General features: G+C 44.2%; 9 protein-coding genes. 4 read left to right on the plus strand and 5 right to left on the minus strand.

From position 1 onward, the window contains the following. Positions 1-661: 661 nt before the first annotated feature. The 4 genes from hutG to hutH form a co-directional block, all read right to left on the minus strand. On the minus strand, positions 662-1633 hold the full coding sequence (gene hutG / locus GO009_RS14705; RefSeq protein WP_163627210.1) for a formimidoylglutamase: 972 nt from the start codon (positions 1631-1633) through the stop codon (positions 662-664). 4 nt (positions 1634-1637) lie between these two features. Continuing rightward, positions 1638-3647 carry a urocanate hydratase gene (locus GO009_RS14710; protein WP_163627212.1) on the minus strand — a complete coding sequence of 670 codons (2010 nt, stop codon included), beginning with the start codon at positions 3645-3647 and terminating at the stop codon, positions 1638-1640. Positions 3648-3756: 109 nt separating this feature from the next. Continuing rightward, positions 3757-4986 (minus strand): imidazolonepropionase, encoded by a 1230-nt coding sequence (gene hutI, locus GO009_RS14715; protein WP_163627214.1) that lies wholly within the window; start codon positions 4984-4986, stop codon positions 3757-3759. 200 nt (positions 4987-5186) lie between these two features. Further along, on the minus strand, positions 5187-6764 hold the full coding sequence (gene hutH / locus GO009_RS14720) for a histidine ammonia-lyase (RefSeq protein ID WP_163627216.1): 1578 nt from the start codon (positions 6762-6764) through the stop codon (positions 5187-5189). 74 nt (positions 6765-6838) lie between these two features. Between hutH and GO009_RS14725 the strand changes: the two genes are divergently transcribed. Together GO009_RS14725 and GO009_RS14730 are read left to right on the plus strand one after the other, a co-directional pair. Next, the gene (locus GO009_RS14725; protein WP_163627218.1) at positions 6839-7726 is read left to right on the plus strand and encodes a LysR family transcriptional regulator; all 888 of its coding nucleotides are present in this window, start codon (positions 6839-6841) and stop codon (positions 7724-7726) included. Positions 7727-7774: 48 nt separating this feature from the next. Further along, on the plus strand, positions 7775-8329 hold the full coding sequence (locus tag GO009_RS14730) for a nitroreductase (RefSeq protein ID WP_163627220.1): 555 nt from the start codon (positions 7775-7777) through the stop codon (positions 8327-8329). Here GO009_RS14730 and GO009_RS14735 read toward each other — a convergent pair. Further along, positions 8326-8838, minus strand: coding sequence for a DUF456 domain-containing protein (locus tag GO009_RS14735; protein ID WP_163627222.1), 513 nt, complete (start codon positions 8836-8838; stop codon positions 8326-8328). The two genes, GO009_RS14730 and GO009_RS14735, sit on opposite strands and share 4 nt — an antisense overlap. 156 nt (positions 8839-8994) lie before the next feature. Here GO009_RS14735 and GO009_RS14740 point away from each other — a divergent pair, with 156 nt between their 5' ends. Together GO009_RS14740 and GO009_RS14745 are read left to right on the plus strand one after the other, a co-directional pair. Then, on the plus strand, positions 8995-9393 hold the full coding sequence (locus GO009_RS14740; RefSeq protein ID WP_163627224.1) for a hypothetical protein: 399 nt from the start codon (positions 8995-8997) through the stop codon (positions 9391-9393). A 105-nt stretch (positions 9394-9498) separates the two neighbouring features. Further along, a complete protein-coding gene (locus tag GO009_RS14745) occupies positions 9499-11724 on the plus strand; it encodes a TonB-dependent receptor plug domain-containing protein (protein WP_163627226.1) in 2226 nt (741 codons plus the stop codon). The last annotated feature ends 37 nt before the right edge of the window (positions 11725-11761 follow it).

The raw sequence follows: 11761 nt of genomic DNA on the forward strand, positions 1-11761 counted from the left end.
TGTCGAGAATCGGTTTTGGGCTTGGAATGCTGGTTCTCGACCTGCCTGCCGGCAGGCAGGTATAATTTTTCTTCCGAAAAATCACTTGAACTGACAAATTTCAGTCAACATGTATAATTGGTTTATATCATATTGGATAGCTTTCTGAAGTCAAAGGCTCACCTGAAAATAATTAGCGAATTTAAGAGATGTGATTTCAAAAAGGAGGTTTAGAAACACATAAATCCAAAACCTTTACTATCTTTGCAACGTTGTGTTGGATTCCAGTCACGATGATTGGAATCAGGTTGAAGCATCAAAACTGATGCTCGCCAATGAAAGGCTTTCCTTTTGGAAGGCTTTTTTTGTTTGTGAAACCCAATTTTGAATTTGATTCAAGATTGATGGTCGAACAAATTCCGACGCAGGTCGGAATCTTCCCCAGTAAATCATAAAACATTTGTGATAATTAGTGCGATTCGTGTCGAGCCATTTATCCAAGGAAAAGATTCTTCGCAAAGCTTTTCTAGTGTGTAGTCGAAAGGCTTAGAATAACAATTAGATTTCTCAATCGTCACTGTGTTCCTCATTTTCGAAATGACCAGTTAATCTTTTTTTGTGGAGGATGTCATTTCGAACCGATCGTAGGAAGCGTGAGAAATCTCAAGCTTGACAAGTAATATCAACTTCCCGAAACACTATGTGCCACATGATGCACCAGCGAAGCAGCCAATTTTGCCGTTTGTCCGTCAATATCAAATTTCGGATTCATCTCGGCAATATCCAAGCTGATTAATTTTCCAGAGCCGATAATCGTTTTTAAACACTCCAAGACCATATACGGACTAAAGCCCATGGGCGAAGCGGCACTGACACCAGGGGCGTAGGCAGAAGAGAAGCCATCCAAGTCGATCGTCACATAAATGTGGTCCACATTTTTGGCAAAGGCATTGATCCAAGTATTGATTTCCTCCACTAAAGGCGCTTGAAAAGTCTCGTTCATTACATAGATAACGTCCAGATCTTTGGCTGTTTGAAACAGGTTTCGGTCATTGGCATCCTTTCGGATACCGAGACAGAGGTAGTTAAAATCAATCCCTTCTTTTTCGCAGTCCTTGGCAATCTGATAGAATGGTGTTCCAGAGTTGTTCTGTTCCGTGTTCTTCCGTAAATCAAAATGTGCATCAAAATTGATGATACCGATGGTTTGCCCTTCCTTTTTTGCATCCAGATAATTTTTGACACCGAGGTAATGGCCGTAGGCCATATCGTGCCCACCGCCCAAAACAATGGGAAAATGTTTTTTCTTCAAAAGGTCTGTTACTGCATTTGAAAGTGCTTTTTGAGCAGATTCCATATCACCTTCACTGCAAACAATGGAGCCAACATCGTGCAACTTTACATTACTGCCCAAGTGATTGGGCATTTTTCCAAAACTACTTTTTATTACATCGGGTCCTGTAACAGCTCCGACTCGGCCTTGATTTCGTCGAACACCTTCGTCGCAGGCGTAGCCCAGCAGGGCAATGGATTTTTTTTGGGCTTTGGGAATTTCGTTCAAAGGGGTAAAGTGAACCTTTTCATGAAGGTACAACCATTTATTGGACACTCTTCCGGTCCAAAGGTTTTGATTTGGGATTTCGTAATGTTTCATAGTATTAAAATAGGTCGTCCAAAATATCCGGTTCCACCAGATGAGGTAAAGTTACTTTTAAATTTGGAGAGCGTTCCATTTCCCGCTCAATGGCAAAGCGGGCTTCTTTGTTCCTCGCCCAGCTTCTACGGGAAATCCCATTGTTCACATCAAAAAAGAGCATTTTTTTTAATCGAATGGAGGCTTCCTCGGAACCGTCCAGTACCATGCCAAAACCTCCGTTGATGACTTCTCCCCAGCCAACACCGCCACCATTGTGAATGGAAACCCAGGTGGCACCCCTAAAACTATCGCCAATCACATTTTGAATGGCCATATCGGCGGTGAATTTGCTGCCGTCGTAAATATTGCTGGTCTCCCTAAAGGGAGAATCCGTGCCGCTTACATCGTGGTGGTCTCTGCCCAACACCACGGGAGCGCTAATTTCTCCTTTGGCAATGGCCGTGTTGAACGCATCCGCGATCTTGCTCCGCCCCTCGGCATCGGCATAGAGGATTCGAGCTTGTGAGCCCACCACCAATTTGTTCTGTTCCGCTTCCGAAATCCATTTGATGTTGTCCTGCATCTGCTGTTGGATTTCTTCTGGAGCTTCGGATTTTATCTTTTTCATCACCTCAAGGGCAATGGCATCCGTTTTTTGAAGGTCTTTTGGGTCGCCCGAGGTACAAACCCATCTAAATGGACCAAATCCATAGTCGAAGCACATAGGCCCCAAAATATCCTGTACATAGGACGGATACCTGAAATCGATGTTGTTTTTGGCCATCACGTCGCCGCCTGCGCGGGATACTTCCAGCAAAAAGGCATTTCCGTAATCAAAAAAGTAGGTGCCTTTTGCGGTGTGTTTGTTGATGGCATTAATCTGTCTACGAAGCGATTCCTGTACTTTTTCCTTGAATGCTTCAGGATTATCCACCATCAAGTTGTTGGATTCTTCAAAAGAAAGTCCAACGGGATAATAACCTCCTGCCCAAGGATTGTGTAACGAGGTTTGGTCGGAGCCTAGATGGATAAAAATATCCTCTTCGTAAAAACGTTCCCAAACATCCACCACATTGCCGATGTACGCCAAGGAAACCACTTCTTTGTTTTCCACGGCTTCTTTGGTGCGGACAACCAGTAGGTCCAAATCCACTAACAATTCATCCACCCAACCTTGGTTGTGCCGTTTTTTGGCCGCTTCCGGGTTGACTTCCGCACAAATGGTGATGCCCCCAGCTATGTTTCCAGCTTTGGGTTGTGCCCCGCTCATGCCTCCAAGTCCAGCGGTCAAAAAAATCTTGCCTTCGGGTGATTCATTTTTTTGCAATACTTTTCTGAAAGCGTTCATCACAGTAATGGCCGTGCCGTGGACAATACCCTGTGGGCCGATGTACATATAAGAACCTGCCGTCATTTGTCCATATTGGGTCACGCCAAGCGCATTGAAACGCTCCCAATCGTCCGGTTTGGAGTAGTTGGGAATCATCATGCCGTTGGTGACCACCACTCTTGGTGCTTCTTTGGAGGATGGAAAAAGTCCCATCGGGTGCCCAGAAAACATATTGAGGGTTTGCTCCTCGGTCATCTCCGCCAAATATTTCATCGTGAGCAGGTACTGTGCCCAGTTTTGAAACACCGCTCCGTTGCCTCCGTAGGTAATTAATTCTTCGGGATGTTGTGCTACGGCAGGGTCCAAATTGTTCTGAATCATCAACATAATGGCGGCAGCCTGATGTGTTTTGGCAGGGTATTCCGAAATAGGCCGGGCATACATCTCATAATAGGGCTTGAACCGATGCATATAAATACGACCGTAAGTTTTTAGTTCCTCGGCAAATTCTGGGGCGAGTTCTTGGTGCCAAGCCTCGGGAAAATAACGCAGCGCATTCTGAACGGCCAGTTTTTTCTCTTCTTTGGAAAGGATATCCTTGCGTTTTGGTGCCGGGTTGCCGTTTTTGGGGTATGCTTTGGTGGCGGGTAATTCCGAAGGAATTCCTTGAAGAATTTGTGATTTGAAATGATCTTTTTTCATTAGTAATTAAGAATGATTTGTCATTCCTGCGAAAGCAGGAATCCAAATTAGGGTAGTGGATTCCGCATCTTGCTTCGACTACGCTCAGCAGCCGTGCGGAATGACAAAGTTATTTGCAAACGTTAATTCCTTTTTTCCACACATCAGAAGGCTTTAATTGTCCTTGATGGTAGGTGATTTCTTGATAGTTGTCCGTTGGAAAAATAATAAAGTCTGCTACAGCACCAGTTTCCAGTTTTCCTCTGTCTTCCAATCGTAAAGCTGCAGCAGCTCTGAAAGTGATACCTGCCAAAACTTCGGTGTTGGAGAGTTTTTCAAAAGTTCCCAAAATGCTGGCTTGGGTGAGCAAATCGCCCATCGGAGCAGAGCCTGGATTATGGTCGCTGGCAATGGACAAAGCACCACCTGCATCCAAAATTTTACGTGCAGGGGTGTAAGCGCATCCCAAACCAATGGAAGCCCCGGGCAAAGCCGTGGCTATGGTATTGCTTTTGGCCAACAATTGAATCTCTTTTTCGGTACTTGCCTCCAAATGGTCGGCGCTTACTGCATCGAAGTCCACGGCTACTTGACTGCCGCCTGTGGTAAATTGATCGGCATGTACCGTGATGTCAAATCCCATTTCCTTCGCTTTTTGAAAATAGGGTTTGATTTCCTCTGTGGAAAAAGCACTTTCTTCCACAAAGGCATCTATGCGATTGGCTAAGTTTTCGGTTTTTATAATTGGGAACAATTCATTTATGATCGTGTCCAGATAACCTTCGTCCTTATTCCAATCTTTCGGTTTCATGTGGGCTGCCAAACAAGTCGGGATCAAAGAAGCATTTGTGTCTTCGTTAGCCTGTTTGATGGCGCGAAGCATTTTGAGCTCTTCATCCACGGAAAGGCCATAACCACTTTTCACTTCGATGGTGGTAACGCCATTTTTGAGATGTTTTTTACTTCTGGAAAGAATCCCTTCGACCAATTCTTGCTGTGATGCTTTTCGGGTTTGGGTCACGGTGTCCCAGATGCCGCCACCGGCTTTGGCGATTTCTAAATAGGTTTTTCCAGCATTACGGTAGGCGTAATCGCGGGCACGGGTCCCTCCAAAACAAATATGGGTATGGGAGTCCACAAAGCCAGGTAGGCAAACATGGTTTCCTTCGATATGATGAATGTCGACATCATCGGATTTCAATTCATTAAAAACACCGACTTTGAGAATTTTTCCTTCGGAAACCAAAATGCCCCCATTTTCAACGATGCGAAGTTGCTCATCTTTGAGCGTTCCTTTTAAAGGAAGTCCCGTCATGGGAAGTAATTGGGCAAAGGGTCCTATCAATAGTGGTTTGTTCATTGGTCACAATCATTAGTTGAAGCAGTGCACTTTAGTGCAAGACTTCCAGTTTCTACAAACATTATCGTCATAAGAGTTATTAAGTTATAGATTATTGAGTTGTTGAAGCATATTGTCTAAATAACTGAATAACCTAATAACGGTTTACAATTTCATTACTCTTTTAAAAATTATGGACTTCAAATCCACAGAGGTTTGGTTTAATACATTTCAAATGCTTCAAGATGTGGGGTGTTCCACTTCAGTTGTTTTTGGTCCATCACACGGTCTACCAAATCGATGATTTCCCTGTTTTGAATGATTTCGATTCCTGTTTCAATATCGTCTGCAAAAACACGATCATTTTCGGCAAAGGCGACCTTGGTTCTAAGAAATGTATGGATTTCATCCAACAGAACGCCCGATTTCAACGGTTTTCTGTACTCAAAGGCTTGTGCTGAGGTCAACAATTCGATAGCCAGGATTTTCTCCACGTTTTCAATAATGCTGAGTGCTTTTCTACCGCTGATGGAGCCCATACTTACGTGATCTTCCTGTCCCAATGAAGTCGGAATGCTGTCCGCACTGGCGGGGAAACACAAACTTTTGTTCTCGCTGGCCAAGGCGGCCGATGTGTACTGCAAAATCATATAGCCCGAATTGATGCCCGTGTCCTTCATGAGCAATTTGGGAACACCTGGACTGTTGCCCTCGAGTGCCAAATAGATGCGTCGGTCGGATATATTTCCGATTTCCGAAGCGGCCAATGCGGCATAATCCAAAGCCATGGCCAAAGGCTGTCCGTGGAAATTCCCACCGCTGATGGTCAATTCATCATTGATGATTACAGGGTTGTCGGTTACCGAATTGAGTTCTATTTCCAATAATTCCTTGAGGTGGAGCCAAGCATTGCGCGATGCCCCGTGCACCTGTGGCATACAACGAAGGGAGTAGGGGTCCTGCACCCGTTCGCAATCGATATGGTCTTCCAAAATCTCGGAACCTTGGAGTAGGGTGCGTATCCTGCCCGCTACGTGTTGGTTGCCTTTGAAAGGTCGCAGTTCATGCAATTCTTCATAAAATGGTTTCATAGAGCCTTGAAGTCCCTCCAACATCATAGCGCCGATAATGTCGGCATGTCGCAAACAATATTGTAGTTTGTGAACCACCATTACCCCATGTGCAGCGATAAATTGGGTTCCGTTGATCAAAGCGAGTCCTTCTTTTGGGCCCAATTCCAAAGGTTGCAATCCATTCTGTTCGAAAAGTTCTTTTGTTGGAATGGTCTTTCCTTCGTATTCTACTTTACCCAAGCCAATCAATGGCAAAAAGAGATGGGACAATGGAGCCAAATCCCCAGAAGCACCGACCGAACCTTGTGAGGGAACCACGGGAATGGCATCGTTCTCCAAATGCCAAAGCATCCGTTGCAAAGTAGTTTCAGCAATACCCGAAAAACCTTTCGCCAAGGCGTGGATTTTAAGAATGAGCATGATTTTTGCCAACTCCGTGGAGATGGGTTCTCCCACTCCCACACTATGACTCTTTAGTATATTGGATTGAAGGATTTTGGTGTCTTCCTTTGATATTCTTGTACTGCACAAGGGGCCAAAACCCGTATTGATGCCGTACACGGTATCGCCTTTTTCAACAATACGCTGTACACGTTGGTAACTGGCATTCACATTTTTGAGGCATTCATCGGTAAGAATACCTTTTATGGAGCCATGGGCCATACCCAAAGCTATGCTTGCGGTTAAATGGTCTTCACCAAATTGAAATGTTCGGTCTATCGCCATGTTTTTTCTTTTGAATAAAGTTAAAGGTTATGATTAATAATTGCCAATACTTATTTTCGTAATAATCAATAAGTATGAATTATCAAATAGAGCTTCGACATTTTATCTATTTTTTGGCCGTGGCCGAAGAGCTTCACTATAGAAAAGCAGCCGAAAAACTGTTTATTTCACAACCTGGGTTGAGTACGCAAATCAAACAGATGGAAGAAATTTTGGGCACCCAATTGTTTGTTCGGGACAAGAAAAAAGTAAGCCTCACACCTGCTGGGGAGTTTTTAAAAAAGGAGGTGGAATTTATCTTGAATCACCTCGAACAGACTAAAAAACAGGTAAAACTGATTGGGGAAGGACAATTGGGGGAGGTGCGTATTGGCTTTTTGGGTTCGGCCATGCAAAATGTGGTGCCCAATTTATTGTTGGGACTGAAGGAAAAGTTTCCAACAGTCCATACCACTTTGGAGGAGCTGTCCAATCGAGCGCAAATCAATGCGATATTGGCGGACCGATTGGATTTGGGCTTTGTGCGATTGTCCCGCGTGCCCAAAGGATTGGATGTGAGACCTGTTTTTGAGGACACTTTTTCCTTGGTGCTGCCTGGGGACCATCCTTTGGATGAAGACAATTTTAAGAACATCAATCAAGTGGCGGATGAGGATTTTATTCTTTTTTCCCAAGATTATAGTCCCATGTACTACGATACAGTTCTGAGTATTTGTGAGGATAGTGGATTTGTGCCGAATGTTTCCCATAAATCAGTGCATGCTCAGACCATTTTTAAGCTAGTAGAAAATAAGCTTGGGATTGCGATTGTGCCGACAACGCTTCAGCATGGATTTCAGATGAAAGTAAAATTCATAGAAATGAAAAAAATAAAACAACGTGCGGTGTTGAGCATGGTCTGGAAAACGGATAACAGAAACCCTGCGCTTCAAAAATGTATGGACCTCCTTTTGAAATTATGATAGCAAGGTTTTGCAGCGTAACTTTGGAATTCAACTTAATTCAGCAATATGATTTTTGATTTGATCAAGCAACGAAGAAGTATTTTTCCTCCACAATATATTGATAAGCCCATAGCAACGGAAACCTTGGAAAAGATTTTGGAGGCTGCCAACTGGGCCCCAACCCATAAGAAAACAGAACCTTGGCGCTTTAAAGTACTCACTGGGGAAAAGAAGCAGGAATTGGGCGTTTTTCTTTCCAATAAATATGAGGAAGTTGACCCCAAACCGAAACAGATGAAGATTAAAAAATTGCAATTCAACCCTTCCAATTCTGGAGCTGTGATCGCTATCTGCATGCAGCGAGATCCCAAAGAGAGTTTGCCCGAGTGGGAAGAGGTAGCCTCCGTGGCCATGGCGGTCCAAAACATGTGGCTGTGCTGTACCGAACTGGGCATAGGCAGTTATTGGTCTTCTCCTGGACTCATCAAATACATGGATGAGTTCTTTGATTTGAATGAGGGTGAGAAATGCCTGGGCTTTTTCTATATGGGCTATTTTGATGGAGAAGTAATTCCATCTGCTAGAACCCCAATTACCGATAAAGTGGAGTGGTTTGACTAACTAAACGTAAACAGGTCGCCTGCGTACTTGATGGTAATGTAAACGTAAAATATAGCGTAAAGAAGCGTTACGACAAACTTCATGAAAGTACCTGTCAAAAAACCCAAAAACGAACCGAAAGCCGCCTTCATGGCGGTTTCTTTATTGGCCTTGTTCAGCAATTCTCCGACCAATGCACCAATAAAAGGCCAAATAATAATGCCCAATGGTCCAAAAATGGGAACAAATATAGCGACCAATAACCCTACAATGGTACCCCACATCCCAGCTTTACTGCCGCCGAAACGTTTGGTGCCCATAGCGGGAATCACGTAGTCCAAAATGGTTATGGCAATGGCAATAACAAAAGTCACACCCAAAACCCACCAGTTGTTAGGCACGGCTTTGGTCAAGTAGAGCAATAACAGTCCAACCCAACTTATGGGCGGACCGGGCAAAACAGGCAAAAAACTGCCAAATATCCCGACCAGCATCAAAAGAAAGCCTAAAATAAGTAGTGCAATGTCCATGGCTGTGTTTTATTGTTAGACAAATGTAACTGACAATTGTTACAAACAAAATCAAAATAAAACCCTACTCTTAATTTTTTCGTAGGTACATTTGAAACCGATTATCAAAAGGTCGTGAAACCGAATATAGCACATACAAAATCAAAGTTCATCCGAATGGGATGTGCCGTAATGTGCATGTTTTATATAGTTGGGCTTTTCAATGGCCTGGTGTTGGAGACCCTTCACGAGGTATCACACGTTTTGGCTCCTAAGACCCACCATCATAATTTTACATCAGATCACGAAGCTATTGATTATTCTTCGTTAGAGGCTATGGCAGGGCACTCGCACGAAGCTTTGGAAGCCTTAAAACAACTCTTGGAGGCCAATCAGTCTAATGAGCAGGAATCCAAAGATGATATCAGTTTTAAATTGGACAAGCATTTTGTTGAAGAAACCCATGTTTCAACCGAAATAAAAACCTTGCCGATTACTGAGCGAAATTGGGTTTATCGATCCAGTACTTCTTTTTGGGACGTAGGTGTAACCACGCCTCCTCCCCAACATAGTTGAATTAAGCTAGGCCGATTTTAAGGACAGGTTCCAATCTTTTGGAACTGGGTCTAGTGCTTCCATTGTTCAGACTTATTTACACAAATCAAATTAAAAGACAACGACATGAAATATTTTATGGCGGTATTGTCCATGCTGTTCATGGGCATTATTGCTGCGCAAAACGTACAAGGAAAACTGGTGGATGAAGCTGGTTCCCCGATAGAGGACGCTGGAATTTTTAACAAGACCAGCGGACAACACAGTCACACCGATGGAACAGGACATTTTGTTCTGGACAGGACTTCGGTAAACGATACCATTTATTTTTCAAAACTTGGGTATGCCACCCAAACCAAAGTGGTAAATCAATCTGATTTACAGAACCCGATGACCATTGTCCTTAAAGAGAGCTCTATTTCTTTGGATCAAGTGGTTTTGGTATCCGAAGTGGATGCCTTGAGTAGGGTGGTGGATGTGGATGTGAAAACGAATCCCGTAAAATCCTCACAGGAAATTTTGCGAAAAGTCCCTGGCCTGATTATTGGCCAACATGCTGGTGGGGGCAAGGCCGAGCAAATATTCCTGCGGGGCTTTGACGTGGACCACGGAACCGATGTTGCCATTAATGTGGACGGTATGCCTGTGAATATGGTCTCCCATGCCCATGGTCAAGGGTATGCGGACCTTCATTTTGTGATTCCGGAGACCATTGAAAATGTAAACTTTGGCAAAGGACCTTACTACGCTGACCAGGGGAACTTCAATACCGCCGGTTATGTGAATTTGGGGCTTAGGAAAAGCTTGGACCAGAGCATGCTGTCCACCGAAGTGGGACAGTTTGGTGCCCGTAGGTTTGTAGGGATGCTCAATGTGATGGACAACCAAAACAGTAATGCTTACTTGGCTTCCGAACTGTATTTGACGGATGGCCCGTTTGAGTCGCCACAGAACTTCAATCGAATCAATATTATGGGTAGATACCGCTATGCATTGTCCGGTGATCAGGAGCTGTTGTTGACGGCTTCGCACTTTTCCAGTAAGTGGGATGCATCCGGCCAAATACCACAACGTGCGGTAGACCAAGGCTTGATCAGTCGTTTTGGAGCCATTGATGATACCGAAGGAGGGCAAACGAGCCGAACCAACTTTGTTTTGAACCATAACAAGAACTTGGGAACGGGGAAATCGCTCAATACGATGGCCTTTGTATCGCATTATGATTTTGAACTCTATTCCAATTTCACCTTTTTCTTGGAAGATGCCGTGAATGGGGACCAGATCAAACAGTTTGAAGACCGATTGCTGGCGGGTGCCAAGACGGTTTTTCAGAACAATTCGGCCAATTTGGGCGGCATGGGATTCAAATACAATGCGGGAATCGGTTTCAGATACGATAATGTGGACGATAACCAGTTGTCCCATACCCTGAACCGTCAAGAACTATTGGAACGTTTGGCATACGGTGATGTGGACGAGGTCAATGGTTATGCTTTTGCCGGAGCAGAGTTCAAATCGGGAAAATTTACGTTTGAACCCGCACTTCGATTGGATTATTTCAGGTTCGATTACATCAACAAAATGAGCGAGCTATACGATAGCCGTAGTGAGGAAAAAGTGGCTTTTAGTCCTAAATTCAATACTATTTACAGTCCGTCGGAGAATACTCAGTTGTTCTTGAAAACAGGAATTGGGTTTCACTCCAACGACACCCGAGTGGTGGTAGCGAACGGAGGCGAGGAAATTCTTCCGGCCGCTTACGGTGTGGATTTGGGAACCATCATAAAACCAGCTGATAAATTGGTTTTGAACGCCACCTTGTGGACTTTGTTCTTGGATCAGGAGTTTGTGTACGTGGGGGATGCAGGTATTGTGGAGCCCAGTGGAAAAACTAGAAGAATGGGAATTGAAGTAGGGGCAAGGTATCAGCCATTGGATTGGCTTTATCTATATACAGATGCCAACTATACCCATGCCCGTAGCACCGAAGCCGCTGATGGGGAGGATCATATACCCTTGGCACCCGATTTTACCATGGTCGGTGGTCTTACTTTGGGAGGTAATCAAGGCTTTTCAGGGGGATTGAACTATAGGTATATCGATGACAGACCTGCCAACGAGGACAATTCCATCGTAGCGGAAGGCTACTTCGTGTCCGATGCCACCTTGAATTATACTGTAAATAATTGGACTTTTGGACTGATTGTGGAAAACCTGTTCGACACCGAATGGAACGAAACACAGTTCGCTACTGAAAGCCGTTTATTCAACGAACCCAACTCGTTTGAAGAGATTCATTTTACCCCAGGCACGCCTTTCTATTTGCGTGGAAAGGTTACCGTAACTTTCTAAATAATTATCCGCCAGTATACTACGCTGGCGGCTTTTT

The organism is Allomuricauda sp. TY007, assembly GCF_010468565.1.
GTDB lineage: Bacteria > Bacteroidota > Bacteroidia > Flavobacteriales > Flavobacteriaceae > Flagellimonas.

What these genes read in the sequence shown, in the direction of transcription:
- hutG (WP_163627210.1), bottom strand. Translation starts at nt 1,633, where the DNA reads ATGAAACATTACGAAATCCCAAATCAAAACCTTTGGACCGGAAGAGTG.
- GO009_RS14710 (WP_163627212.1), bottom strand. Translation starts at nt 3,647, where the DNA reads ATGAAAAAAGATCATTTCAAATCACAAATTCTTCAAGGAATTCCTTCG.
- hutI (WP_163627214.1), bottom strand. Translation starts at nt 4,986, where the DNA reads ATGAACAAACCACTATTGATAGGACCCTTTGCCCAATTACTTCCCATG.
- hutH (WP_163627216.1), bottom strand. Translation starts at nt 6,764, where the DNA reads ATGGCGATAGACCGAACATTTCAATTTGGTGAAGACCATTTAACCGCA.
- GO009_RS14725 (WP_163627218.1), top strand. Translation starts at nt 6,839, where the DNA reads ATGAATTATCAAATAGAGCTTCGACATTTTATCTATTTTTTGGCCGTG.
- GO009_RS14730 (WP_163627220.1), top strand. Translation starts at nt 7,775, where the DNA reads ATGATTTTTGATTTGATCAAGCAACGAAGAAGTATTTTTCCTCCACAA.
- GO009_RS14735 (WP_163627222.1), bottom strand. Translation starts at nt 8,838, where the DNA reads ATGGACATTGCACTACTTATTTTAGGCTTTCTTTTGATGCTGGTCGGG.
- GO009_RS14740 (WP_163627224.1), top strand. Translation starts at nt 8,995, where the DNA reads ATGGGATGTGCCGTAATGTGCATGTTTTATATAGTTGGGCTTTTCAAT.
- GO009_RS14745 (WP_163627226.1), top strand. Translation starts at nt 9,499, where the DNA reads ATGAAATATTTTATGGCGGTATTGTCCATGCTGTTCATGGGCATTATT.